The 25122-nt window shown below is 73.1% G+C and carries 26 protein-coding genes and 2 riboswitches; of the genes, 10 read left to right on the top strand and 16 right to left on the bottom strand.

The window, feature by feature from the left end; all coding sequences use genetic code 11:
- Positions 1 to 25: 25 nt before the first annotated feature.
- Positions 26 to 787: a cobalt-precorrin-4/precorrin-4 C(11)-methyltransferase gene (locus LZP97_RS14425; RefSeq protein ID WP_010593201.1), complete on the bottom strand. Its 762-nt coding sequence runs from the start codon at positions 785 to 787 to the stop codon at positions 26 to 28.
- A complete protein-coding gene (locus LZP97_RS14430) occupies positions 784 to 1986 on the bottom strand; it encodes a bifunctional cobalt-precorrin-7 (C(5))-methyltransferase/cobalt-precorrin-6B (C(15))-methyltransferase (RefSeq protein ID WP_010593202.1) in 1203 nt (400 codons plus the stop codon). The genes LZP97_RS14425 and LZP97_RS14430 overlap by 4 nt, the downstream gene beginning before the upstream one ends.
- Before the next feature lie 34 nt (positions 1987 to 2020).
- Positions 2021 to 2217: riboswitch (cobalamin riboswitch) on the top strand.
- Between the two features lie 35 nt (positions 2218 to 2252).
- Here LZP97_RS14430 and LZP97_RS14435 point away from each other — a divergent pair.
- From LZP97_RS14435 to LZP97_RS14455, 5 genes are all read left to right on the top strand, one after another.
- On the top strand, positions 2253 to 4205 hold the full coding sequence (locus LZP97_RS14435; protein WP_234574701.1) for a VWA domain-containing protein: 1953 nt from the start codon (positions 2253 to 2255) through the stop codon (positions 4203 to 4205).
- Complete coding sequence (cobO, locus tag LZP97_RS14440) at positions 4206 to 4820, top strand: cob(I)yrinic acid a,c-diamide adenosyltransferase (RefSeq protein ID WP_048772124.1); 615 nt, start codon at positions 4206 to 4208, stop codon at positions 4818 to 4820.
- A gap of 61 nt (positions 4821 to 4881) precedes the next feature.
- Positions 4882 to 7242, top strand: a complete 2361-nt coding sequence (locus LZP97_RS14445) for a cobyrinate a,c-diamide synthase (protein ID WP_048772300.1) — start codon at positions 4882 to 4884, stop codon at positions 7240 to 7242.
- Positions 7230 to 8174 (top strand): cobalamin biosynthesis protein, encoded by a 945-nt coding sequence (locus LZP97_RS14450; protein WP_017680726.1) that lies wholly within the window; start codon positions 7230 to 7232, stop codon positions 8172 to 8174. Before LZP97_RS14445 ends, LZP97_RS14450 begins: the two co-directional genes overlap by 13 nt.
- Before the next feature lie 51 nt (positions 8175 to 8225).
- On the top strand, positions 8226 to 8783 hold the full coding sequence (locus LZP97_RS14455; RefSeq protein WP_010593209.1) for a hypothetical protein: 558 nt from the start codon (positions 8226 to 8228) through the stop codon (positions 8781 to 8783).
- A gap of 57 nt (positions 8784 to 8840) precedes the next feature.
- Here LZP97_RS14455 and LZP97_RS14460 read toward each other — a convergent pair whose 3' ends face one another.
- From LZP97_RS14460 to LZP97_RS14475, 4 genes are read right to left on the bottom strand one after another with little or no spacing between them, the layout of a single operon-like run.
- Positions 8841 to 9575, bottom strand: coding sequence for a cobalt-precorrin-6A reductase (locus LZP97_RS14460; protein WP_010593210.1), 735 nt, complete (start codon positions 9573 to 9575; stop codon positions 8841 to 8843).
- The gene (locus tag LZP97_RS14465) at positions 9572 to 11065 is read right to left on the bottom strand and encodes a cobyric acid synthase (protein ID WP_048772122.1); all 1494 of its coding nucleotides are present in this window, start codon (positions 11063 to 11065) and stop codon (positions 9572 to 9574) included. The genes LZP97_RS14460 and LZP97_RS14465 overlap by 4 nt, the downstream gene beginning before the upstream one ends.
- A gap of 5 nt (positions 11066 to 11070) precedes the next feature.
- Positions 11071 to 11886, bottom strand: coding sequence for a CbtA family protein (locus tag LZP97_RS14470; RefSeq protein WP_010593212.1), 816 nt, complete (start codon positions 11884 to 11886; stop codon positions 11071 to 11073).
- 11 nt (positions 11887 to 11897) lie between these two features.
- Complete coding sequence (locus LZP97_RS14475; protein WP_003938359.1) at positions 11898 to 12062, bottom strand: CbtB domain-containing protein; 165 nt, start codon at positions 12060 to 12062, stop codon at positions 11898 to 11900.
- Between the two features lie 59 nt (positions 12063 to 12121).
- A riboswitch (cobalamin riboswitch) is annotated at positions 12122 to 12235 on the bottom strand.
- 63 nt (positions 12236 to 12298) lie between these two features.
- Here LZP97_RS14475 and LZP97_RS14480 point away from each other — a divergent pair.
- Positions 12299 to 12829, top strand: coding sequence for a histidine phosphatase family protein (locus LZP97_RS14480; protein ID WP_234420105.1), 531 nt, complete (start codon positions 12299 to 12301; stop codon positions 12827 to 12829).
- Between the two features lie 6 nt (positions 12830 to 12835).
- Here LZP97_RS14480 and LZP97_RS14485 read toward each other — a convergent pair whose 3' ends face one another.
- From LZP97_RS14485 to LZP97_RS14495, 3 genes are all read right to left on the bottom strand, one after another.
- Entirely contained in the window at positions 12836 to 13768 is a 933-nt protein-coding gene (locus tag LZP97_RS14485) for a cation diffusion facilitator family transporter (protein ID WP_017680732.1), read from the bottom strand.
- Between the two features lie 67 nt (positions 13769 to 13835).
- The gene (locus LZP97_RS14490; RefSeq protein ID WP_048772118.1) at positions 13836 to 14981 is read right to left on the bottom strand and encodes an FUSC family protein; all 1146 of its coding nucleotides are present in this window, start codon (positions 14979 to 14981) and stop codon (positions 13836 to 13838) included.
- Positions 14968 to 15384, bottom strand: a complete 417-nt coding sequence (locus tag LZP97_RS14495) for a DUF3151 domain-containing protein (RefSeq protein ID WP_003938363.1) — start codon at positions 15382 to 15384, stop codon at positions 14968 to 14970. The genes LZP97_RS14490 and LZP97_RS14495 overlap by 14 nt, the downstream gene beginning before the upstream one ends.
- Positions 15385 to 15464: 80 nt before the next feature.
- On the opposite strand from LZP97_RS14495, the gene LZP97_RS14500 reads away from it, so the two are divergent.
- The gene (locus LZP97_RS14500) at positions 15465 to 16466 is read left to right on the top strand and encodes an Rv0361 family membrane protein (protein WP_048772115.1); all 1002 of its coding nucleotides are present in this window, start codon (positions 15465 to 15467) and stop codon (positions 16464 to 16466) included.
- A 110-nt stretch (positions 16467 to 16576) separates the two neighbouring features.
- On the opposite strand, the gene fbaA is transcribed toward LZP97_RS14500, so the two are convergent.
- Complete coding sequence (fbaA, locus tag LZP97_RS14505; protein WP_003938365.1) at positions 16577 to 17614, bottom strand: class II fructose-bisphosphate aldolase; 1038 nt, start codon at positions 17612 to 17614, stop codon at positions 16577 to 16579.
- A 151-nt stretch (positions 17615 to 17765) separates the two neighbouring features.
- On the opposite strand from fbaA, the gene LZP97_RS14510 reads away from it, so the two are divergent.
- Complete coding sequence (locus tag LZP97_RS14510) at positions 17766 to 18581, top strand: VTT domain-containing protein (protein WP_048772111.1); 816 nt, start codon at positions 17766 to 17768, stop codon at positions 18579 to 18581.
- Between the two features lie 23 nt (positions 18582 to 18604).
- Positions 18605 to 19270, top strand: coding sequence for a DedA family protein (locus LZP97_RS14515; RefSeq protein ID WP_010593218.1), 666 nt, complete (start codon positions 18605 to 18607; stop codon positions 19268 to 19270).
- 142 nt (positions 19271 to 19412) lie between these two features.
- Here LZP97_RS14515 and LZP97_RS14520 read toward each other — a convergent pair whose 3' ends face one another.
- The 5 genes from LZP97_RS14520 to LZP97_RS14540 all read right to left on the bottom strand — a co-directional run bounded on the left by LZP97_RS14520 (position 19413) and on the right by LZP97_RS14540 (position 23809).
- The gene (locus LZP97_RS14520; RefSeq protein WP_010593219.1) at positions 19413 to 20459 is read right to left on the bottom strand and encodes a GTP-binding protein; all 1047 of its coding nucleotides are present in this window, start codon (positions 20457 to 20459) and stop codon (positions 19413 to 19415) included.
- A 17-nt stretch (positions 20460 to 20476) separates the two neighbouring features.
- The gene (locus tag LZP97_RS14525; protein ID WP_048772109.1) at positions 20477 to 21637 is read right to left on the bottom strand and encodes a glycoside hydrolase family 76 protein; all 1161 of its coding nucleotides are present in this window, start codon (positions 21635 to 21637) and stop codon (positions 20477 to 20479) included.
- A 76-nt stretch (positions 21638 to 21713) separates the two neighbouring features.
- Positions 21714 to 22379 carry a TrmH family RNA methyltransferase gene (locus LZP97_RS14530; protein WP_017680738.1) on the bottom strand — a complete coding sequence of 222 codons (666 nt, stop codon included), beginning with the start codon at positions 22377 to 22379 and terminating at the stop codon, positions 21714 to 21716.
- Positions 22380 to 22381: 2 nt separating this feature from the next.
- Positions 22382 to 22993 carry a hypothetical protein gene (locus LZP97_RS14535; protein ID WP_082170362.1) on the bottom strand — a complete coding sequence of 204 codons (612 nt, stop codon included), beginning with the start codon at positions 22991 to 22993 and terminating at the stop codon, positions 22382 to 22384.
- A 48-nt stretch (positions 22994 to 23041) separates the two neighbouring features.
- Positions 23042 to 23809, bottom strand: coding sequence for an SDR family oxidoreductase (locus LZP97_RS14540; RefSeq protein WP_010593224.1), 768 nt, complete (start codon positions 23807 to 23809; stop codon positions 23042 to 23044).
- A 63-nt stretch (positions 23810 to 23872) separates the two neighbouring features.
- Between LZP97_RS14540 and LZP97_RS14545 the strand changes: the two genes are divergently transcribed.
- Positions 23873 to 24319 (top strand): hypothetical protein, encoded by a 447-nt coding sequence (locus LZP97_RS14545; RefSeq protein ID WP_017680740.1) that lies wholly within the window; start codon positions 23873 to 23875, stop codon positions 24317 to 24319.
- Between the two features lie 20 nt (positions 24320 to 24339).
- Here LZP97_RS14545 and LZP97_RS14550 read toward each other — a convergent pair whose 3' ends face one another.
- Entirely contained in the window at positions 24340 to 25083 is a 744-nt protein-coding gene (locus LZP97_RS14550; RefSeq protein WP_017680741.1) for a lysoplasmalogenase family protein, read from the bottom strand.
- Between the last annotated feature and the right edge of the window lie 39 nt (positions 25084 to 25122).

Here is a 25122-nt window from a genome sequence, read left to right on the forward strand (position 1 = left end):
CGTCACGGCGCGCGCGGATTCCGGTTCACCGTGTGAAGCCGCTGCGGTCCCGCGCCGGGTCGTAGAGGTGCGAGCACGCGACGTCCGCCGACCGCACGCCCAGGGCACGGCCGACGACGATCACCGCGGTGTGCTTCAGTCCCGCCGCCTCGACCTTGTCGGCGAGGTCGGCGAGCGTGCCGCGCAGCACCAGCTCGTTCGGGCGGGACGCGAACGCCACCACCGCGGCCGGACAGTCGGCGCCGTACTCGACGCTCAGCTCCTCGGCGAGGACGCGGATGCGGGTGATCGCCAGGTGCAGCACGAGGCTCGCGCGCAGGCCCGCGACGCGGGCGAGGGCCTCGGTGTCGGGCATGGTCGTCGAGCGGGCCTGCGTGCGGGTCAGCACGACGGTCTGCACCAGCTCGGGCACGGTCAGCTCCGCCCCGAGGGTCGCCGCGGCGGCCGCGTAGGCCGGCACACCGGGCGTGACGTCCCACGGCACTGCCGCGGCATCGAGCCGGCGCGTCTGCTCGGTCAGGGCCGAATACAGCGACGGGTCACCGGAACACAAGCGGACGACGTCGAGGCCGCGGCGGTGGGCGTCGACGAGGTGCGCGGTGATCTCGTCCAGGTCCAGGCGCTGGGTGTCGACGAGCTCCGCGTCGTCCCGGCAGTGCGCGAGCACCTCGTCGTCGAGATAGGTGCCGGCGTAGAGCACCACCGGCGCCTCGCTCAGCAGGCGCGCGGCCCGCAGCGTCAGCAGGTCGGCCGCACCGGGCCCGGATCCCACGAAGTGAACTGTCATCTCTCGCCTTTCGTCACCTGCCACTGCACCACCGGGCGCAGCGCCTGCCAGCCGCTGAACCCGCCGAGTGGTGCGGCCTGTTCCACGGTCGTCCGGGTCAGCTCCCCGCCGTGGGTCTTCCACCACTGCACCAACGTCGACTCGGTTTCGAGGGTCACCGCGTGCGCGACCAGACGGCCACCCGGACGCAGTGCCGCCCAGCAGGCTTCGAGCACTCCGGGAATCGACCCGCCGCCGCCGACGAAGACGGCATCGGGGGTGTCGAGACCGGCGAGCGCGTCGGGGGCGGCGCCGCGCACCACCACGACCGACGGGACGCCGAGCCGCGCGGCGTTGCGGCCGATCCGGTCGGCGCGCGTCTCGTCGCGTTCGATCGCCACCGTGCGGCAGCGCGGATCGGTGCGGGCCCACTCGATGCCCACCGACCCGGCGCCGGCCCCGACGTCCCACAGCAGTTGCCCCGGCCGCGGCGCGAGCGCGCACACCGCGGCGAGCCGGATCGGGCGTTTGGAAATCTGACCGTCGTGCTCGAACGCGTCGTCGGCCAGGCCGGGCGTCGCGGGATACCCCTCGGCTCCGGAGCATTCGATGCAGACGACGTTGAGCGCGGGCGCGTCGCCGGACCAGTCGTCGGCGGCGGCGGTGCGCCGCGCCTCCTCGGGCGCGCCGAGGTCCGACAGCACGGTCAGGGTGCTCGCGCCGAACCCGTCTCGGCGCAGCAGGTCGGCGACCCGCGCCGGGGTGGAGCCGTCGGAGGAGAGCACGATCAGCCGCCGCCCCCACCCGAATGCGCGGCGGACGGCGTGCACGTCCCGGCCCACCAGCGTCACCACGTCCACCGACTCGGCGCTCCACCCCATGCGGGCGCGGGCCAGCGCCACCGACGACACGGCGGGCAGCACCGTCACCGCGTCGGCGCCGAGCCGGTCGATCAGGGTGGTCCCGATGCCGGAGACGAGCGGATCGCCCGACGCGACCGCCACGATCGTGCGGCCGCGGTGCCGCGCGAGCAGCGCGTCGAGTCCGTCGCGCAGCGGGGACGGCCACGGCTCGCGGACGGCGCCGGTCTCGGGCAGCAGCGCCAGATGGCGCCGCCCACCGAGCAGGACCTGCGCGCCGAGCACCGCGTCGCGGGCGGGGGGCGGCAGGCCGTCCCAGCCGTCGGCACCCATGCCGACGACGGTGATGTGTGAGCCCATGGCGTCGAACCCTAGCCGGTGCGGTTAGACTCGGCGCCGGCAAGACAATCGAGGTGCCCCTCACGGGGATAATCGGGAAGCCGGTGTGAATCCGGCACAGGCCCGCTGCGGTGACCCGGGAGTCGTCGATCATGCGCATCACGCGCAGCCACTGGACCGCCCGGTCCGGGAAGGCGATCGCACGGCGTCCGACCGGGAAGTCCGAATACCGGCCTCGATTCCGTTTGCCGAGAAGACATCCCAGCGGGAGCCTGTGGAGGTTGAAAGTGCACGTGTATCCGTTCAGTGCCGTCGTCGGCTCCGACGACCTCGCGCTGGCCCTGTCCCTGTGCGCGGTGTCGCCGTCGATCGGCGGGGTGCTCGTGCGCGGGGAGAAGGGCACCGCCAAGTCGACCACGGTGCGCGCCCAGGCCGCGCTGTTGCCGCAGGTCACGGAGGTCGCCGGCTGCCGGTTCGCGTGCGACCCCGCCGCCCCCGACCCGTCCTGTCCCGACGGCCCGCACCCGCACGGTGCGGCGGCGCAGACCCGGTCGGCGCGGCTCGTGGAGCTGCCGGTCGGCGCCACCGAGGACCGGGTCACCGGCTCCCTGCACCTGCAGAAGGCACTGTCGGGGGGCACCGCCGAGTACGAGCCGGGCCTGCTCGCCCGGGCGCACCGCGGGGTGCTCTACGTCGACGAGGTCAACCTGCTGCACGACCATCTCGTGGACCTGCTGCTCGACGCCGCGGCGATGGGCCGGTGCTCCGTCGAGCGCGACGGGGTGTCGGTCTCGCATGCCGCCCGGTTCGTACTGGTCGGAACGATGAACCCGGAGGAGGGGGAGCTGCGTCCGCAGCTGCTCGACCGCTTCGGGCTGACCGTGGAGGTGGCCGCGCCGCGCGATCCGCAGGTGCGGGCGGAGATCGTGCGGCGGCGCCTGGCGTTCGACGCCGACCCGGTCTCGTTCGTCGCGGGCTGGGCCGACGCCGAGGCCGAGCTGGCGCGGCGGCTCGCCGCGGCCCGCGAGCGGCTGCCGCACGTGCGGCTCGGCGACGACGCGCTCGTCGCCATCGCGGAGGTGTGCGCGGCGTTCGACGTCGACGGGATGCGCGCCGACCTGGTCACCGCGAAGACCGCCGTCGCGCACGCGGCCTGGGCGGGTCGCGACGAGGTCACGCGGGAGGACATCGCGGTCGCGGCGCGGCTCGCGTTGCCGCACCGTCGTCGCCGCAACCCCTTCGACGAGCCCGGCATGGACGAGACGCTGCTCGACGAACTCCTGGGCGACCGGGCCCCCGAGCCGGACCCGGACGATCCCGACCCGGACGATCCCGGCCCCGGCCCCGGCGGTGCCGGTCCCGACGGTCCCGGAGGCGGCGAAGCGACGCCGGACCGGGACGACCGTGCGGCGGGCGCCGGCGCGGCGACGTCCGTCGCGGCCCCCGCCGAGCCCTACCGGACCCGCCTGTTCACCGCCGACCGCACGGGCCGCGGCACCGCGGGCCGGCGCTCCCGGGCGCGCACGACGGTCGGCCGCACGGTCGGCGAGCGTCGCGCCGACACCGGCCCCATCCACCTGCCCGCCACCATCCGCGCCACCGCCGCCCACCCGTGCGCGTTTTCGGTAGCAGGAACTACCGGAAACGCGCACGGGTGGCAGGTGCGGCGGAAGGTCGTCGAGGGGCGGGAGGCCAACCTGGTGCTGCTGTGCGTCGACGCCTCCGGCTCCATGGCGGCGCGGCAGCGGATGACGCAGGTCAAGACGGCGATCCTGTCGCTGCTGCTCGACGCCTACCGGCGCCGCGACACCGTCGGTCTGGTGACCTTCCGCGGCGATCGCGCCGTGCTCGCCCTACCGCCGACCAATTCGGTGGACGTGGCCGCGGCTCGGCTGCGAGAGCTGCCGGCGGGCGGGCGTACCCCGCTCGCCGAGGGACTGCTCGAGGCGGCCGAGACGATCCGGCGGCACCGGCTGCGCGAACCCGACCGGCGGGCGCTGCTCGTCGTGGTCACCGACGGCCGCGCCACCGCAGGCTCGGACGCGGTGGCCCGGTCCCTCGCGGCCGCCGACCGCATCGCCACCGCCGGGATCGACGCGGTCGTCGTGGATTCCGAGACCGGCCGGTTCCGCATGGGTCTCGCGGCCCGGCTCGCCGAACGGCTCCACGCCGAACACGTTCCCGTCGGCGAGGTTCACGCCGACGCGCTCACCACCGTCGTCCGAGGAAGGGCCGCGTAGATGCCGAAGGGACAACCGGTCGCCGTGCCGGACGACGGTCTCACCACCCGCCAGCGCCGCAACCGGCCGCTGCTGATGGTCCACACCGGCGACGGCAAGGGCAAGTCGACCGCCGCGTTCGGTCTGGCACTGCGCGGATGGAACCAGGGCTGGTCGGTCGCGGTGTTCCAATTCGTCAAGTCCGCCAAGTGGCGTCTCGGTGAGCAGACCGCCTTCGAGACCCTCGGCGACCTGCACACCGAGCGCGGGACGGGCGGCCCGATCGAGTGGCACAAGATGGGCTCGGGGTGGTCGTGGTCCCGCAAGGACGGCACCGAGGAGGACCACGCCGCCGCGGCGCTCGCCGGGTGGCGGGAGATCCAGCGCCGGCTCGCCGCCGAGCAGCACGGGCTGTACGTGCTCGACGAATTCACCTACCCGATCGGCTGGGGCTGGATCGACGCCGACGAGGTGGTGCGGACGCTCGCCGCGCGTCCCGGCCACCAGCACGTCGTGATCACCGGCCGCCGGGCGCATCCGGCGTTGATCGAGGCCGCGGATCTCGTGACCGAGATGACGAAGATCAAGCACCCGATGGACGCGGGCCAGAAGGGCCAGAAGGGCATCGAGTGGTGACACTCGGGTGTGGCCGCGTGGTGACACTCGGCAGCGTGGTGACACTCGGGGTGGCAGCGTGGTGACGCTGCCGCGGCTGGTGATCGCCGCGCCGGCGTCCGGGCACGGGAAGACCACGGTCGCAACGGGTCTCATGGCCGCACTGCGGTCGGCCGGGCACACCGTGTCGGGGCACAAGGTCGGCCCGGACTACATCGACCCCGGCTACCACGCCCTCGCGACGGGCCGGCCGGGACGTAACCTCGACGCACACCTCGTCGGCACCGACCTGCTCGCACCGCTGCTCACGCACGGCGCCCGCGGCGCGGACGTCGCGATCGTCGAGGGCGTGATGGGCCTGTACGACGGGATGCTCGGCACCGACGGTTTCGCGTCCACCGCCCACACCGCCACGGTGCTCGGCGCCCCGGTGGTCCTCGTCGTCGACGTCTCGCACGCCTCCCGCTCCATCGCGGCGGTGGTGCACGGCATGGCCACGTTCGACCGCGGTGTCCGCATCGCCGGGGTGATCCTGAACAAGGCCGGTTCGGTGCGGCATTCCGACGAGGTGGTCGAGGCCCTGGCCGCGACGGGCGTTCCGGTGCTCGGGGTGCTGCAGCGCGACGACGGGATCTCGGCGCCGTCGCGGCACCTGGGGCTGGTGCCGGCGCAGGAGCGGGCCGGGGCGACCGCCCAGCTCGACCGGCTGGCCGCGCAGATCGCCGCCCGCGTCGATCTCGCCGAGGTGATGCGGATCGCCCGCAGCGCACCGGTCCTCGCCACCGAGCCGTGGGAGCCGGGCGAGTCCGCCGAGGACGGACCGGTCGTCGCGGTCGCCGGCGGTCGCGCCTTCACGTTCCGCTACGCCGAGACCGAGGAGATGCTGCGCGCCGCCGGGTGCCGCACCGTCGTCTTCGATCCGCTGCGCGACGAACGCCTGCCGGACGGCACCGCCGGGATCTACCTCGGCGGCGGGTTCCCCGAGGTGCACGCCGCGGACCTGGCCGCGAACACGCCTCTGCGCGAGCATCTGCGGGCCGCGATCGCGGCCGGCACGCCCACCGTCGCCGAGTGCGCGGGCCTGCTGTACCTGTGCCGCGACGTGGACGGCGCTCCGATGATCGGCGCGGTCGACGCGTCCGCGCGGATGACCCCGCGGCTCACCCTCGGCTACCGCACCGCCGTCGCGCCCCGCGACACGCTGCTCGCCCCGGCGGGCGCGCGGGTGACCGGACACGAATTCCACCGTACCGCCGTGGATTCCACCGGCGACCCGGCGTGGCTGCTGGGCGGTAGGCCCGACGGGTTCGCCTCCGCCACCGTGCACGCGTCCTATCTGCACACCCACTGGGCCGGGCATCCGGTCCTTGCCCGGCGGTTCGCCGAGGCGGTGCGGGCCGCGACGCCGGTCCCCCCGCCGCCACGCACGACCCGTACCGCCGCACCGGACCTGCAGCACCACGGTGACCGGGAGGCGACCCCCGGCCTGGTGGATCTGGCCGTCAACGTCGCGCGCCGGCCGCGTCCGGACTGGCTGGAGGCGGCACTGACGGGCTCGCTGGCCGAACTGGACCGGTATCCGGATCCGCGGGCGGCGCGCGCGGCCCTGGCCGCGCGGCACGGCCGCGATCCGCACGAGGTGCTTCCCACCGCCGGCGGCGCGGAGGCGTTCACCCTCGTCGCCCGCGCCCGCCGCTGGGCGCGACCGGTGGTGATCCACCCGCAGTTCACCGAGCCGGAGGCGGCGCTGCGCGTCGCCGGGCACGAGGTGACCCGGGTGCTGTTGCGGGCCGAGGACGGGTTCGTCCTCGACGCGGCGCCGGTGCCCGACGACGCCGACCTCGTGGTCGTCGGCAACCCGACGAACCCGACCGGGGTGCTGCACCCGGCTGCCGCGCTGCGGGCCCTGGCGCGCCCCGGGCGGGTGCTCGTGGTGGACGAGGCGTTCATGGATGCGGTACCGGGAGAGACCGAATCGCTTGCCGGGGAGTCGATTCCGGGTGTCGTGGTGATCCGCTCGCTCACCAAGACGTGGGCGATTCCCGGGATCCGCGCCGGATACGTGCTCGGTGACGAGTCGATCGTCGCCGAACTGGCCGCGCACCAGCCACCGTGGTCTGTGTCCACACCGGCGGCGGCGGCGATGATCGCGTGCGCGTCGGCGGCGGCCACGGTCGAGGCCGAGCGGGCCGCCGTGCAGATCGCGGCCGACCGCGCCGTCCTCGTGGACGGCCTGACCGCCCTCGGCGTCGCGGTGGCCGGACCGTCCGCGGCGCCGTTCGTGCTGGCACACGTCCCGGCCGGCACGCGGGAGCGCCTGCGGGGCCGGGGGTTCGCGGTGCGCCGCGGCGACACGTTCCCCGGCCTCGGCGCGGACTGGGTGCGCATCGCGGTGCGCGACCCGCAGACGACCGCGGCGCTGCTCGAGGCGTGGCCGACGTGAATGCCCGCGCCGCCGGCCTCGTCCTGGGCTATGCCGCCGACCGGGCGTTCGGCGATCCCCGCCGGTTCCATCCGGTGAGCGGCTTCGGCCGGATCGCGCGCGCGACCGAACGGGCGCTGTACGCGGATCACCGGGCGGCCGGGGCACTGTTCACCGTGGTGCTGGTCGGCGGCGCCACGGGGCTCGGCTACGGCGCGGACCGCCTCACCCGGCGGCGCCCGCTGCTGCGGACGGCGGTGACGGCGGCCGCGACGTGGACCGTGCTCGGCGGCCGCTCGCTGGCGCGGGAGGCCACGACGATCGACGGCCAGCTGCGCCGTGGGGATCTGCCCGCCGCGCGACGGCAGGTCACCCACCTCGTCGGCCGCGACCCGTCGCAGCTCGACGCCGCCGGCGTCGCCCGCGCCACGCTCGAGTCGCTCGCGGAGAACACGTCCGATGCGGTGGTCGCGCCGCTGCTCTGGGGTGCGGTGGCCGGGCCGGCGGGTCTGCTCGGCTACCGGGCCGCGAACACCCTCGACGCCCGCGTGGGCCACCGCACGCCCCGTCACGAGCGGTTCGGCTGGGCGTCGGCCCGGTTCGACGACGTGCTCAATCTGGCTCCGGCGCGGCTGTCGGCGCTGCTCGCGGTCGGCCTGGGCGGCCGGCCGGGTGCGGCGCTGCGGGCCTGGCGCCGGGACGCCCACCGGCACCCGAGCCCGAATGCGGGTCCGGTGGAGGCCGCGTTCGCCGGGGCGCTGGGGGTCACGCTGGGCGGGGTGAACGTCTATCACGGTGTCGTCGAGGACCGCGGCACTCTCGGTGACGGTCCGCCGCCGCAGCCGGCGGACCTGGGGCGTGCGGTGCGGCTCGCCGCGCGGGTCGGCGTGGGAGCGCTGGCGGTGTGCACTGTCCTCACGGTCGCGACCAGGGATGTGGCGCGCATCACGTAAGAGGTGTAACACTGTAATCAGTGAAACACCCTTCGTCCCGAGGAGGACGACATGCGACACACCCCCCACATGCACGGACCCCGCTTCGGACGCCCCGGCGGCTGGCAGCAGGCCGACGTCCCCGATGCGAGCGACGCCACCGAGTGGTTCTCCGGACGACTGCCCGACGACTGGTTCACCGGCCCCGCCACCATCGAGGTCGACCGCGAGGAGATCGTCGTCGTCGGGGAACTCCCCCCGCCCGAGGACGCCGGCGCCGCGGCCGTCGACGGGCGCATCGCCCGCTTCCGGGAGAGCACCCGCCCGGACCGCATGCGCATCGCCGACGAGGCCGAGGCCCGCTACGGCCGGAAGGTCGCCTGGGGCGTCACCCTCGGCGATCGCCGGGTGTTGTTCACCCACTTGGCCGTTCCGGTGATGACCCGGCTGCGCCAGCCCGAGCGCAAGGTCCTCGACACCCTCGTCGACGCCGGCGTCGCCCGGTCGCGTTCCGACGCGCTCGCCTGGTGCATCAAGCTCGTCGGCACGCACAGCGAGCAGTGGCTCGCCGAGCTCCGCGAGGCGATGCGCAAGGTCGACGACCTGCGCGCCGAGGGCCCACAGGTCTGACGCCGCAGATCGGCGCGGCCCGCGGACGTACGCGCGCGAAATTAGATGCGCGGGTGTCTATTTCGCGAGCGGCTCGGCGGCCCAGGCGACGGCGTCGGCGACCGTCGTCACCGTCGGCACCCCCGGCGGCGACGGCGGTCGGCGCACGACGACGACCCGCACGCCGAGTTCGGCCGCGGCGTCGAGCTTGGCGCGGGTCAGGTCCCCGCCGGAGTCCTTCGTGACGAGCACGTCGACGCCGTGGCCGGCGAGCAGCGCCCGCTCGCCGTCGAGCGTGTAGGGGCCCCGGGCGAGCAGCACCGTCCACGAGTCCGGCACGTCGAGGTCCAACGGTTCGACCACCCGCACGAGGACACGGTGCCGCGCGAGGGGGCCGAGGAAGCGGTCGAGGGTCTGACGTCCCGTGCTCAGGAACACGCTCGTGCCCCCGGCCGCTGCCACGGCCGCGGCGTCGTGGTCGTCGACCCACGTCCAGTCGGCGGTGCCGGTCCAGCCCGGCCGCGCGAGGCGCAGCAGCGGCACCCCGGCCGCCGCGCACGCGGTCGCGGCGTTGCCGCTGATCCGCGCGGCGAACGGGTGCGTCGCATCGACGACCCGGTCGATCCCGTTGCCGCGCAGGTACTGTTGCAGTCCCTCGACGCCCCCGAAACCGCCGATCCGAACCTCGCCCACCGGCAGCCGCGGGTTGCGTACCCGTCCCGCGAGCGACGACAGGTACGCCACCCCCGCGGTCTCCAGACGAGCGGCGAGCGCCCGGGCCTCTCCGGTGCCACCGAGAACGAGCACCGTCATGCCAGGCCGCCGGTCAGGGTGGGCAGCGCGGGCCGGTCCCCCAGCATCCCGAGCAGGGTGTCGACGTCGAGGTGCTCCTCGATCATGTCGGCGAGCACCTCGAGGCGGGCCTCGCGTGCGTCGTGGAAGCCGACGGTGCCGGTGGCGACGTCGCGGCCGGTGAGTGCGGCGACCTCGCGGAGCCAGGCGGTGCGCAGGGCGTCGGCCTCGAGGCTGCCGTGCCACATGGTGCCGAACACCGTTCCCGCCCGGGCGCCGCCGAGGAACTCCTCGTCGCCGCCGCGGGAGATGCGGCCGTGGTGGATCTCGTAACCCGAGGCGGGGACCCCGAGCGCCGTCCCGGTCGGCAGCCGCAGCACCTTCTCCGGTTCGAAACGGGTGTGCACGTCCAGCAATCCGAGCCCGTCCACGCACGCATCGCGCGTGCCTTCGACGCCGTGCGGATCGGCGATCCGCCGGCCGAGCATCTGGAATCCGCCGCAGATGCCGAGCACCACGCCCCCACGACGGGCGTGGTCGGCGACGGCGGTGTCGAGGCCGCGACCGCGCAGCCACGCGAGGTCGGCGAGGGTGGCGCGCGTACCGGGCAGGATCACCACGTCGGCACCGGCGACGGCGCGGGGGTCGTCGACGAACCGCACCCGCACGTCCGGCTCGAGGCACAGGGCGTCGACGTCGGTGAAGTTGCTGATCCGGGGCAGCATCACCACCGCGACGGTGAGCGCGCCGGCGCCGTCGTGGGCGGGTCGCGACGACAGGGCCAGCGAGTCCTCCGAGTCCAGCCACAGGTCGCGCTGCCACGGCAGGACACCGAGAACCGGCCTGCCGGTGATCTCTTCGAGCGTGTCGAGGCCGGGCCGCAACAGCCCGACATCGCCGCGGAACTTGTTGATCACGAATCCGCGGACGAGGGCCTGGTCGGGCGCGTCGAGCAGGGCGAGGGTGCCGTACATGGCGGCGAACACCCCGCCGCGGTCGATGTCGCCGACGAGCACCGTCGGCAGGTCGCCGTGCCGGGCCAGACCCATGTTGACGTAGTCGTGGGCCCGCAGGTTGATCTCGGCGGCGCTGCCGGCGCCCTCGCAGACCACGACGTCGAAGCGGGCGCGCAGGTCGTCGAATGCAGTGAACGCGGCGTCGGCGAGATGTCGTCGCCCGCCCGCGAACTCGCCGGCCTCGAGGTGCCCCGCGGGGCGGCCGAGCACGACGACGTGGCTGCGACGATCGCTGCCGGGCTTGAGCAGCACCGGATTCATCGCGGCCTCGGGCGTCGCGCGGGCGGCCACCGCCTGGATCCACTGCGCGCGGCCGATTTCCACGCCCTCACCGGTGTCCGGGTCGAGGGCCACCATCGAGTTGTTGGACATGTTCTGCGCCTTGAACGGCGCGACCGACAACCCGCGTCGGGCCAGCGCCCGGCAGATCCCGGTGGTCACCACGGTTTTCCCGGCGTCGGAGGTGGTTCCGGCGACGAGCAGGCCCTGTCCCACGCCGGCTACGCCACGCGGACGGGTGCGCGCCGATCGGCGCGTTCGGTGAGGAACGCGAACGCCACCCCCAGGGCGAACCACAATGTGGTCTGGATGACCACGGACGCAACGCGGAAGTCCCACAGCAGCGTCGCCGGGAATCCGGCACCGACCTCGTCGATCGTCGGCAGCACCGCATATCCGAGGCCCACCACGACGAGGAAGGCCAGGACCGGGCCTGCGAGCCGGACGGTGCGCATCTCCTGGCGGGCGAGGGCCTTCGCGACGGCGACCGCCACCGCGAGCGCGACGAGGCCGAGCACGACCGTCGCGACCCACAGGAGCGTGCGCTGGTCGATGGTGTCCGGGTCGCCCACCGCGGGCGGATTGGCCGGGTACTTCAGGAACGGCACCGCCGCGACCGCGAGCCAGCCGGCTCCGGCGCCGAGCAGTCCGAGCACCGGACCCGACAGCGTGGTGTGGCGGCGCGCGAAGTGCAGCACCGAGGCGTACAGCGCACCGAGCGCCAGCCCGCCGAGGGTGGTGGCGAGGATCAGGCCCGCCTTCTGCCCGGTGCGGCCGACGAGGGCGTCCTCGCCGTGGCTGTGACCGGCGGATCCGGCCTCGTGCGTGTGGGTGTGTGCGCCGGTGGCGGCGTGTTCGGCGGCGGATTCCTCGAGCGCGATCGCGGCCTCGATGTGCGGCTCGCCGATCACGAACGCGACGGCGCCGGCGAGCAGGCCCGCGAGGAGACCGGCGAGCAGGCCGCGCAGCAGGATCCGGGTGTAGGGACCGGCCAGTGGGACGCTGTCCGAGACGGCGGCATCCGGGTGCGGTGACACGGCCCCCGCGCTCAGTGACACGGCAGGCCGAGCAGGTGCCGGCCGTCGTGCATCAGTTCGTGCATGAACATGCCGGTGCGCGACACGGCACCCTGGTCGAACCCGACCAGGTAGAGGGTGACGAAGGCGAGCAGCACGACGGCGGTGATCGCGGCAGCCAGCGCTGCCGAACCCATCGTGGACTCGGGGGTGTGGACAGTAGCCAAAGTATCCTCCTGGGATAACGCGTCCCGTCGAAAGTTCTTGCACCGAGGGAGTTTTCTGACTCCCGGACGTCACGTCCGGTCACAGTGGCGCGACCGCTCCGGACTTGCACCGGATTGCCTGCACCTCGGCACGGGTAACGAAGGAACATTCGCACCCCCGCCTTCCCCTGTCAAGGCGAACGCGCGGGGTGTGGTTCGATGACGCCGTGGTTCGTCTCACCCTCCTGGCCCACGCCTCGACGGAGGCGCAACGCGCCGTCCGGTTCCCCGCCGACGAGCCGCTGTCGCAGCGCGGCAGGCGCGAACTCGGGCGCGTGGTGGCGCCGGTGGCCGACCGCGTCGTCGTGGCGCCGGAGCGCCGCACCACCGAGACCGCGGCCGCGCTGGGCGCGACGGCCGGTGTCGATCCCGCGCTGCGGGACCTGGACTACGGCGACTGGGCGGGGCTGGCCATGGACGAGGTGCCGGCCGCGGGTCTGCACGAGTGGCTGACCGATCCGCACGCGGCACCGCACGGCGGCGAATCCGTCGCGGCGCTGGGTGACCGGGTGGCGGGATGGCTCGACGAGCTGGCGCCGGGACGGGTCGTCGCGGTGACCCACCCCGCGGTGATCCGCGCCGCGACCGGGTACGCACTGGGCGCGGGACCGCGGTCGTTCTGGCGGATCGACGTGCGTCCGCTCGCCCGGGTCCGGCTGCACGGACGGTCGGGCCGGTGGTCGCTGCGGCTGGACTGAGCCGCGTTACCAGGTGACGTTCTCCTCGCAGCGCCGCCCGTTGACGGTCGTCTCGACCTGCACGGTGGCGTGCTCGAGCCCGTGCGAGGTGAGGACGGCGCGGGCCGATTCGAGCACCCACTGCGGGTCGTGGTCGCTGATCAGGTGCACCGTGGCGACGTCCATCCCGGTCGTCAGGGTCCACACGTGCAGGTCGTGGACGCCGGTGACGCCGGGCAGGGCGGACAGGTCGGCGCGGACCCCGTCGACGTCGAGGTGTGCGGGCGACGCCTGGGTGAGGATGCGCAGCGACGCCGCGGCCAGCCGCACCGCCCGCGGCACCACCCACAGCGAGATGAGGACGCCGACGACGATGTCGGCGAGGGTCCAGTCGAACAGCAGGACCAGGGCGCCGGCGACGAGGACGCCGACGCTTCCGACCGCGTCGGCGAGGACCTCGAGGTAGGCACCGCGGACCGCGAGACTGTCCTTGGCATCGGCGCGCAGGAGCAGCATCACGACGAGGTTGGCGGCCAGACCGGCCGTCGCGGTGAGCACGAGGGCCGTGCCGGGGATGTCGGGGGCGTCGCCGATGCGGTGGATCGCTTCGTAGAACACCCAGACCGCCACGGCGAGCAGGAGTGCGGCGTTCGCCATCGCGGCGAGCACCTCGGCACGGTGCCAGCCGAAGGTGCGGGCGGCGGCGGTGCTCCCGCGCCGCGCGAGGATCAGGGCGGCCATCCCCATGGACATGCCCACCACGTCGGTGAGCATGTGGCCGGCGTCGGCGAGCAGGGCGAGCGAGTCGATCCACAGGGCGACGCCGGCTTCGAGGAGCAGGAACGCCACCAGGATCGCGAGGGCGATCGCCATCCGCCGCAGCCGCCCCCGCGACGGCCCCGCCTCGCCGGGCGCACCGGCTCCGGCGTGACCGTGCGAATGACCGTGTCCGACCCCCATGATCCTCCCTCCGAAGTTTCGGCCATCATATGCAGACATACGCATATGTTCAACGGAGGGGTGGATGTCAGGACTCGGGCGGATACGCCGGATGCTCCACGGTCGGGGGCAGGGTCGCGATCGCCGAGATCCGTTTCAGCCCCGCCACCTGGAGCAGGTCCACGATCAGCGAGCGGATCTGCGCGAACACCACCGTGGCCGACAGACCCGCACCCTGCACCTGGTCCGGCTTCATCTCCCGGGCCACACTCCGCAGCACCCGGGCCGCCTCCGCCTGGTCCGGCTTCTCCCCCGGCTCGGCGAGGACCATCGCCTTCAGCACGTCCACCGCGTCGGCCAGTTCGTCGATGCGCCGCACCAGCCGCGGATCGAGGATCTCGTCGTCGCGCACGAGCGAGAGCGACCGGCGCGCCAGCACGCGCGTGTTGCGCATGGCGTTGTCGATCGGGTCCGCCGCGGCCGTGAGCCGTTCGAGCCGCGGCCGGCTGTTCCAGTACAGCGGCGAGATGCGGCTGATCTCCTTGCCGCCGGAGATGTTGGTGCGCATCGCGTCGATCGCCGACTGCGTGGCCCGGGCCTCGCGCAGGGCCGCCTCGATCGGCTTCGGGTTGTTCTCGACCAGGCCGGTCTCGACCTTGCGCAGCACGTCCGCCGCCGTGGCCAGCACGTTCGCCGCCTCCCGGCGCGCCCGGCGAACCGGATGCGTGGGAATCACGGCGACGACGGCGATGCCGACCAGGCCGCCGACGAGGGCGTCGACCATGCGGTCGACGCCCCCGGACCCGCCGGGCGGGATCAGGGTCGCCACGAGCACCGCCGAGTTCCCGGCCTGCATGGAGAAGATCGGACCGCTGTTCAGGGCCACCGCCGTGCCCATCGCCATCGCGACGACGAGTGCGATCTGCCACGGACCGCTGCCGATGAACGAGATGATCAGGTCGCCGATGCCGATGCCCACGGTGACCCCGCAGACGAGTTCGACCGACCGGCGCATCCGCGCCCCCAGCGACAGCCCCAGCGACACGACCGCCGCGATGGGCGCGAAGAACGGCTGCTCGTGTCCGACCGGTCCCGTCGCCACCCACCAGGCGATGCCCGCCGCGAGCGCGCACTGCAGGATGGGCAGCGCCGAGGACCGCAGCCGGCGCCCCGACGCACGCAGCCGCCGGCGGACGCCGTCCCTGGTGGGCAGCCGGGGACTAATCGACGCCAAGCGCTTCGGCGGCGCGGGGATCGCAGTCCTCGAGCAGGTCGAGGCAGCGGGCGTGCTCGTCGGCCTCGCCGATCTCCTTCGCGGCGCGGGCCAGCGTGGCGACGCACCGCAGGAAACCCCGGTTGGGTTCGTGCTCGTACGGCACGGGACCGAAGCCCTTCCAGCCGTTGCGGCGCAGCTGGTCGAGACCGCGGTGGTAGCCGGTGCGGGCGTAGGCGTAGGCCGCGATCGTCTCGCCGCGCTCGAGGGCGGCTTCGGCCAGGTAGGCCCACGCGATCGACGCGGTGGGGTGGTCGGCTGCCACCTTCGCCGGATCCTCGCGGTTCAGCAGCGCCGATTCCGCCTCGTCGTCGCCGGGCAGCAGGGTGGGTTGGGGTCCGAGAAGATCACCGAAAGACGTCATGGCCACCATTGTGCCCACCGCGGGACGACGGTCGTTAGGCTGCCCGGGAGAACAGCCGTCCGCTCAGCAAGGGGGATCGCGTGCCGGATCCGAAGAACGAAGACACCACCACGTCCCCCGATCCGGCGACGGGCGCACCCGATTCCTCCGCAGCGCCCGGCGACGCCGAGGGCCCGGCACCGCACGCAGGCCCGCAAGGCGGCACACCGGCCACGGACAACCCCCGTTCCTCCACAGCGCCCGGCGACGCCGAGGGCCCGGCACCGCACGCAGGCCCGCAAGGCGGCACACCGGCCACGGGTCCCGCCGACCGCGCCGCGGACGAGCCGGCCTCGGCGAGCGAGGCGGAGACCGTGGCCATCCCGGCCGCGCGGCGCGCCGAACCGGCCCCCTCCCCCGCCGACGCGCCCACCGCCCGCATCGCCGTCACCACGCACACCCCCAAGCAGGCGCCGCAGCGGATCGTTCCCCAACGCGCCGAACCGCAGCGGGTCCCGCCGGCGGGGCCGGAACCGCACCGTGCCGAGGCCCGGCGGGTGGAGCCCCAGCGCATCGAACCCCGGCGCACCGAACCACAGCGCGTCCAACCCCAGCGCGCCCAGCCGGTCCCGGGGCCGCAGCGCATCGACCCCGTCGCACCCGGCAGGCGGGGCCGGCGAGGCTGGGTGATCGCCGCGCTCGTCGCGGGACTGCTCGTCGTCGCCGCAGTGGCGGCCGCGGCCGTGAAGGTCTACCTGGACGACCGGGCGGCGAACTCGCCGGAGGCCCGGATCCGCGCCACCGTCGAGACCTTCGTCGGTGCGCTCGCCGCCGGCGACCTGACGACGCTGCGCACCACGACGTGCGGCGGACTGCAGGAGTTCTACGCCTCGGTACCGCCCGAGCAGTTCGCGGACATCCACCGCACCGCCGTCGACCAGGGCACCGTGCCCGTCGTCACCGGCGTCGACAAGGTGCAGATCACCGACGGCCAGGCCATCGCACAGGTCACGGCGCACCCCGCCGGGACGCCGACCGACGTCACCCAGCGCACCTTCGACCTGGCCCGCGAGGGGGAGGACTGGAAGGTCTGCGGCGAATGATCCGCGACGAACGGTAGAGGGCGAACGGTAGAGGCAGAACGAAACGACGCGAGCGGTGCCGCGGGCCGGGCCCGCGTCACCGCTCGCGTCGGACGACTGCGCGGGATCGATCAGCCGGCGGACACCGAGCGGCCCGCGGACTTGAGGTCGTTGCAGGCCTCGACGACCCGAGCGGTCATCGACGCCTCGGCCTTCTTCAGGTAGCTGCGCGGATCGTAGGTCTTCTTGTTGCCGACCTCGCCGTCGATCTTCAGCACACCGTCGTAGTTGGCGAACATGTGCCCGGCGATCGGACGGGTGAACGCGTACTGGGTGTCGGTGTCGACGTTCATCTTCACCACGCCGTAGCTGAGCGCCTCGTCGATCTCGGACTTCAGCGAGCCGGAACCGCCGTGGAAGACCAGGTCGAACGGCTTCGAGCCGGCCGCCAGGCCCAGCTTCTTCGACGCGGCGGCCTGGCCGTCGGCCAGCACGGACGGCTTGAGCTTGACGTTGCCCGGCTTGTAGACGCCGTGGACGTTGCCGAACGTCGCGGCGAGCAGGTACTTGCCCTTCTCGCCGGCGCCGAGCGCGTCGACCGTCTTCTCGAAGTCCTCGATCGAGGTGTACAGCTTCTCGTTGATGGCGTTCTCCACGCCGTCCTCTTCACCGCCGACGACGCCGATCTCGACCTCGAGGATGATGTTCGCGTCCTTGGACAGCGCGAGCAGTTCCTGGGCGATCTGCAGGTTCTCGTCGATCGGGATGGCCGACCCGTCCCACATGTGCGACTGGAACAGCGGGTTCTCGCCGTTCTTCACCCGCTCCTGTGAGATGGCGAGCAGCGGGCGCACGAACCCGTCCAGCTTGTCCTTCGGGCAGTGGTCGGTGTGCAGCGCGATGGTGACGTCGTACTTCGCGGCGATGACGTGTGCGAATTCGGCGAGCGCGACGGCGCCGGTCACCATGTCCTTGACACCGAGGCCGGAGCCGAACTCGGCGCCACCCGTCGAGAACTGGATGATGCCGTCGCTGCCGGCGTCCGCGAAGCCCTTGATCGCGGCGTTGATGGTTTCGGACGAGGTGCAGTTGATGGCCGGGAACGCGAAGGAGTGGTCCTTGGCGCGGGCGATCATCTCGGCATAGACCTCGGGAGTCGCGATTGGCACGGCGGCTGTCCTCCAGATGAGAGTCGATGGGTGCCTTCCCGGGGGTGCGGGAGGGCTCCAGGGTTGTCCCTGCAGTATGTCAACTGTCGGCGCGGGGACACAGTCGGGTGCCCGCCATGATTCGGGTCACCGGCCTCCCACCGGTACTCTGGTGGCCGTGAGTGTGCTCGGAGGACTGGAGTCCGTGACCGTCGTCCCGGAGACCGTGACGAATCTGGCGTTACTGCCGGGATTCCTGGACCCGGTGAATCTGCTCAACTCCTTCGGCACCTGGGTGCTCATCGGCCTGCTGCTCGTGGTGTTCATCGAGTCGGGTCTGCTGTTCCCGTTGCTGCCGGGCGACTCGCTGCTCTTCACCGCCGGTCTGATCGCCGCCTCGAAGTCCGAGGAGATCCCGCCGTTCGCACCGCTGTGGGTGCTGATGGTGACGATCCCGATCGCGGCGATTCTGGGCGACCAGGTGGGCTACTGGATCGGTGCCAAGGGCGGTACGCGCCTGTTCAAGAGCTACGACTCGAAGATCTTCAACAAGGGCTACATCGACCAGTCCGAGGACTTCTTCCAGCGGCACGGTCCGATCACGATCGTCCTCGCCCGGTTCGTGCCCATCGTGCGCACCTTCGCGCCGGTGGTCGCGGGCGCGTCCCGCATGAAGTACCCGGTGTTCCTCACCTACAACATCGTGGGCGGCATCCTGTGGGGCGCCGGCGTGACGCTGCTGGGCTACCTGCTCGGTCAGATCACCATCATCCGCGACAACATCGACATCATCTTCCTGCTGATCGTGTTCGCCTCCGTCGTCCCGATCATCCTCGAGGTCGGCAAGCACCTGATCGCCAAGCGCAGGGCCGCCGCCGTCGTCGAGGCCGACGCCACTGCCGACGAGGCCGACGCCACTGCCGACGAGGCCGACGCCACTGCCGACACGGTGCCGGTGCCGACGACGCGTCGCGACACCACGCCCTGAGCACGCGCGCGAACGCGTCCTCCATGATTCTCGCCGCGGAGACCTTCGGTCCGCTCGAAACCGCCGGGCCCGCCCTGGTGTGGCTCGTCGTCGTGACGTTCGTGTTCGTGGAATGCGCCATCATCCTCGGCCTGTTCCTGCCCGGGGACTCCATGCTGCTGACCGCCGGCGTCGTGCTGGCCGCCCACCATTCCGGTGCGGCGCAGGTGTGGGCCCTGTCGGTCGGGGCGATGGTGGCCGCGATCGCCGGGAACCAGGTGGGATACGTGATCGGCCACCGGCGTGGTCACCACCTCATCGCCCGCCGCAACGGCCGATACCTCAACGCGGCCAACCTGCGGAAGGTCAATGTCCTCCTCGACCGGTACGGGTTCTGGGCGGTGCTGATCGCCCGCTGGATTCCGTGGGTGCGGACGCTGTCTCCGCTGGTGGCCGGGGCCGCGCGGATGAACCACACCCGCTACACGATCGCGTCCACGATCGGCGCGATCCTGTGGGCACCGGTGCTGCTGCTCGTCGGGTTCTACTTCGGCGAGTACCTCGAGCGGGTCTCGTGGCTGCTGCCGACGGTCCTCGCCGTGATGGCCGCCGTCCTCGTCGTGGGCACGGTGCTCGGCGTTCGGCAGTACCGGATCGAGATGGCGCGGCCGGCAGTGGACGTGGAGATCGCGGACGTCGACCCCGACTGAGCGGCCGGCTGCCCCGGTCGACACGGCCTGCACGCCCGCGGCCATCGCCTGAGGCCATCGCCTGAGGCCATCGCCTGAGGCCATCGACTGAGGCCATCGACTGAGCCCGCTGTCGATGTCCGGGAGGGGTGGGGATGCGCGTTCAGACGAGGGCGGGGTCCAGGATGCGGCGCGGAGTGTCCGGATCCAGGCGCACGCCGATGAAGACGATTTCCTGCCCCGGCGTCTCGCCGGTCCGGGACCACGGCTGGGCCGGTTCGAGCACCAGATCGGGGCCGGCCTGCGACCAGACCGCCGCGGTGTCCGGGTCGTCGGCGAACCAGCAGAAGCCCTTGCTGCGCAGCACCCCGTGCAGATTCTCCACGGCCGCCTCGAGCCGGGCGCGGTCGAAGGGGCGATCGGCGCGGTAGACGACGCTGCGGATGCCGTACTCCTCGGTCTCCGGGGTGTGGCCGCCGGCGAGTTCCTCGGCCCAGCCCGGGGCGAGTGCCGCCGCCTCCGGGTCGTAGCGTCCGGTGCCGACGACCTCGCCGATCGGGACGGCGCCGTGGACGGTGCGCAGGAGCCGCGCCGTCGGGTTGAGCCGGCGCAGGGTGGCCTCGACGGCCCCGGCGACGGCGTCGCTCACCAGGTCCGTCTTGTTGAGCAGCAGCACGTCGGCGAATTCGACCTGGTCGACGAGCAGGTCGGAGATGCTGCGCTCGTCGCCCTCGCCGGCCTCGAGATCGCGCTCGTCGAGTCGGTCGCCGCGCGCGAGCTCGGCGAGGAACGTGGTGGCGTCGACGACGGTGACCATCGTGTCGAGGCGCGCGAGCTGCCCGAGGCGGAAGCCGTCGTCGAACTCCCAGTCGAACGTCGCGGCGACGGGCATCGGCTCGGAGATGCCGGTCGACTCGATCACGAGGTGGTCGAACCGGTTCTCCCGGGCGAGCCGCGCGACCGTCTCGATCAGGTCCTCGCGGAGCGTGCAGCAGATGCAGCCGTTGGTGAGCTCGACGAGCTTCTCGGTGGTGCGGTCGAGGCTGCCGTCGACGAGCGCGGCGTCGATGTTGATCTCGCTCATGTCGTTGACGACGACCGCGACGCGGGCACCGTCGCGGTTGGCGAGGATGTGGTTGAGCAGCGTGGTCTTGCCCGCGCCGAGGAAGCCGGAGAGCACGGTGACGGGCAGTGGGGTCGCGGCGGTCATGCCGTCGACGATAACCGTTATCGATAACCGTTTTCAAAATGGGTGCCGTCGGGTCGCGCAGAACTCGGTCCCGGCGCCCGCTCGGTGGCGACGGCGTACGCCGATTCCATCAGCATCCACCCGCTCAGCTGCACCGACAGGTCCCGCTCCGCCACGCCCGAGCTGCGCACCGTGCCGCCGGAGAAACGCGCGATCCCGGGTGCCGTGCCGGGCAGCCGGGCCTGCACGGACCAGTCCCGCCCGAACAACGGCAGCCCCTCGATCTGCAGGCGGTTCGCCCACGCGGCCTGCGCGGACGCGAGCACGATCCGCGCGGCGAGCCGGCGCGCGCGTTCGTCCTCCACGTCGACCACCGGCAGCGTCGTCGCGACCATCGCCAGATACCGGACGAGGATGCCGTTGAACAGTCCCCCGTCCCCACCGCCCCCGCCGGTGATCACCCCACGGTCCGCCAACTGGGTGTCCACGGCCTCGACGAGGGCGTGCACCCGCTCCCGGTGCCGCGGCTCGCCCATCCGCACCGCCAGCTCGGTCTCCAGCCCGAGCACGACGCCCTGGCAGTACGTGTAGACCGCGCGCTCGACCCGGCCACCGCGGATCCCGTCGAAGATCAGGCCGGTCTCCGGATCACGCAGCGTCTCGTGGATCCAGTCCGCCATCTCCTGGGCCCGCAGCAGCTTGCCGGTGCGGGCGAGCAGCAGCCCCGCCGGGCCGTTGGCCGGGGTGTTGTAGAAGTCGTCGCGGCGCCGCCAGGGGATGCCCCCGCCCCGCTCGGGGGCCCACGCCTCGAACAGTTCGCGCTCGAGGACGGCGATGGCGTCGCGGCGGTCGACGTAGAGGTGCCGCTGCGCGCGCTCGAGAGCGAGGCCGAGCCAGGCCATGTCGTCGAAGTAGTTGTTGGTCCAGCCGAGAAGGTTGCGAATCCGGTGCGAGCGCGTCAGCCGCACCACCCGGCGCCGGCGCCGCGGCGTCGCCTCCCGCTCGGCGGCGTCGACCGCGAGATCGATCAGGTGCGCCTGCCACCAGTAGTGCCAGGTGAGGAAGAGTCGTTCGCGGCGCACCGCCGGCCATCCGACGACTCCGATCGCGGTGCCGGGCAACGCCCACAACCGCCGCACGTGCCGCGACGTGACTGCAGCCTCCGCGAGATCCGCCCGCTCGGCCCACAAATCCGACATGTCGTCGCCAACCTCGTCTCACCGTCGCTACCGCTACCAGCTTTCCCCTATCGGCCGCACCTCGTCGAACGTTTCCTCACCAGGCGCGGTCGAGGTCGGCGTGCTGCCGGATCCAGGCGTGCATCGCGATCCCGGCGGCGACGCCGGCGTTGATGCTGCGGGTCGAGCCGAACTGGGCGATGGACACGGTCGTCGCGGCGACCTCCCGCGCCCGCGCCGTCACACCGGGGCCCTCCTGGCCGAACAGCAGCAGGCACGCGCGGGGCAGCCGTGCGGTCTCGAGTGGCACCGATCCGGGGGTGTTGTCCACCGCGACGATCGTCAGTCCCTGTCCGGCCGCCCAGTCCAGAAGGGAGTCGACGTCCGGATGGTGCACGAGATGCTGGTACCGGTCGGTCACCATCGCGCCGCGACGGTTCCAGCGCCGGCGGCCGACGATGTGCACGGCGGCCGCCGCGAACGCGTTCGCCGTGCGCACCACGGTGCCGATGTTCGCGTCGTGCCCGAAATTCTCGATCGCCACGTGCAGCGGATGGCGGCGGGTGTCGATGTCGGCGACGATCGCCTCGCGCGTCCAGTAGCGGTACGCGTCGACGACGTTGCGCCGGTCACCGTGGGCGAGCAGCTCCGGGTCGTAGCGCGGATCCCGCGGGGGCTCGGTGCCGTACTCCTCGACCCACGGACCGTACCCGTGCGGGTGCTCGCCCCACTCGGTGGGACCGGCAACGTCGTCGAGATGCACGGTCAGAACGTCGTGTTCGAGGCGGCAGCGATCGTGAAGCCGTGCCCGGTGGCGTCGTTGACGCAGGAGACGTCGGCGGCGGTGGTCTCGCACGTGTAGCCGAGCTTGCTCAACGTCGATCCGCTCGGCAGGACCGGGTCGTCGCCGCCGGAGGTGTAGACCGACCCACCCGAACACATGAACTCCGCGGGCCCCGCGTCCTGCACGCGAATACCGTTGCCCCAGTTGACCATGCAGTTCTCGGGCCGAGGCGGCACCGGATCCGTGACGCCCTCGCAGCCCGCCTCGGTGCGGGAGGGGAGTTTGACGATCCCGCACCGGAACCCGCCGTCGGGGCTGGTGAAGTAGTACGACTCGTTGCGCTCGTACTGCACGTCGGCCGGCGCCGCCGCAGCGCTCTCGGGCCCTGCCGGGGCGCTCTCGGGGACCGGGGTGGTCGAGGTGGGCTCGGTGGTCGTCGGGGCGGGTGCCACCGTGGTGGTGGTCGTGACGGCCGCGCTCGACGACGACGCGGCAGCCGGCTGCTCCACCCCCTCCGACGAACCTCCGCACCCGGCCAGTGCCAGCACCGCCACCACGGCCGCACCGATCGACGACATCCGACGCACGTTCACCCGACTCCCTTCCGTCGCTGATCCGTCCGCCACTCTAGCGAGACCGCGTCAGCTGCCGGTCACCCACCGGTTGACCAGGCGATTGAGCCGGGCGGGCGTGACCTGGGCGAAGGCGGCGAACGCCTTCGCCTGCCAGCCCACGGTGTGGTGGACACCGGCCGCCCGCCGGCCCGGACGGGTCAGGTCGTACAGCGCCCGCGCGACGTCGTCGGCGTCGAGCCGGATCCCCAGCCGCCGCGACGCACCGATGTTCATGTCCCGGGTCATCGCCGTCTCGACGAACAGCGGCCACATCGCGACCACCCGGATGTCGTGCGGAGCCCATTCCAGATCGAGGGCCTCGGTCAGCCCGCGCACGGCGAACTTGGTGGCGCTGTAGGTGGCGAGCTCCGGCTGCCCGTACAGCGCCGACGCCGAGCACAGGTTGACCACCTGGGCGCCGGGCGTGCGGCGCAGGTACTCGAACGCGCTGTGGCAGCCGGTGATCGTCCCGGCGACGTTGACGTCGACCATCTGCCGGTGCCGCGCGAGCGGGGTCGTCTCGAACGGACCCGAGGCCAGGACACCCGCGTTGTTGACGAGCAGGTCCAGCGTGCCGTCGGCGCAGAACGCCTTCAGTGTGCGTTCCCAGCCCGCCGCGTCGGTGACGTCGAGGACCGCGGTGACGATGCCGGGTTGCTCCGCGGCGAGCGCCTCGAGGCCCGCGGCATCGACGTCGACGGCGGCGACCCGGTAGCCACGGCGGGCGAGGAGCAGGGCGGTGGCGCGGCCGATCCCCGCGGCGGCACCGGTGACGAAGGCAGTGGGCGAATTCATGAGTGCAGCGTAGCGACGCCGAACGTGGCGCAGGTCACGGACTATCCTGGCATCGGAGGAGCAATGAGCCACGTTCGAGTCGTTCGTGCCGTCGCGTTCGTCACCGCCGGATATCTCGTCGTCCTGGCCCTGTGGCTGGGGCTGTTCGTCGGCAGCTCTCCCGAGGGCACCGTCCCCTACCAGATCATGTTCCTGCTGGCCGCGTACGGCTCGGCGCTGGGCATCGCCATGATCCTCGCCGGGCGGCCGTCGCGCGCCGACCGCCGTCTCGCCCGCCGCGGCCTCGAGGGCTGGGCGACCATCACCTCGGCCCGGCACCTCGGGCACACCGTGGACAACGGCGAGCTCACCGAGCTGGATCTCGATCTGACGGTGCCGGGTTCCGAGCCGTACCACGGACGGGTGCTCTACGAGGTCGCCCGCGAGGATCTCGACCGGTTCGAGCCGGGCCGGGTCGTGGGCATCCGCGTCGACCCGCGCGACCGGGACCGCATCGTCCTCTGCCCGTAGGCGACCGGTGTGTCCGTCGCCTACGCGGACAGCCGGGGCGCGACGGCGCCCTCCCGCCCGAGCGCGAGCTTGCCTTCGACGAGGAGCAGCTGGGCCAGCGCGTAGGTCGCGAGCACGAACCCCTCCGCCGCGGCGCGCGCCCGCTCCGAGCGCAACAGCACCCGCCGCGCGACGATGGTGCCGTCGGAGAGCGTGAACACCAGGCCGCCGAGCCCCAGCCAGCTGCGCCGGTCCCGGCCCGGGATCGGCAGGTCGGCCAGCCGGCGGGCGCCGGGGGCGAGCGACGGGTCCGCGGCGAGTGTCGCGGTGGTCCCGAGCAGCGCACCGTAGCCCGTCAACGGGGCCGCCACCCGGGGCGCCTTCACGCCGAGCAGGCCGGCGGCTCCGAGCGCCGCGACGGCCCGCGGCACCGCCGCCGACCGGGTCGGACGGGCCCCGCGACGGGCCAGCAGCGCCGAGTAGCAGACCTGCATCACGGCGAACGAGGACGCACCGCGCAGCAGCCGCGCGTCGTCGTCCGGGTCGATCATGAACACGTCGCCGACGGTCGCGCCGGTCAAGGCGAGCAGCAGCAGGGCGGTGTCCGACCGGTCGGTGTGCGGGGCGTGCCGCAGCACCCGGACCGCCAGCGACGGCCCGATCAGCGGCTTGGCGACCCGCTGCAGCCGCTCGTTCCCGAGCACGCCGCCCACGACCGTCGCCGTCGCGGCCGCGGCGAACACCGCGTGCTCGGCGTTCCACCTGTCCCGGCTGAACCATCCCATGCCCGGCAGCGTACCGATCCGCGCGGCGTCACCCGGCCG

The sequence above is a fragment of the Rhodococcus sp. DMF-1 genome (assembly GCF_021441945.1).
Taxonomy (GTDB): Bacteria; Actinomycetota; Actinomycetes; order Mycobacteriales; family Mycobacteriaceae; genus Rhodococcus; species Rhodococcus ruber.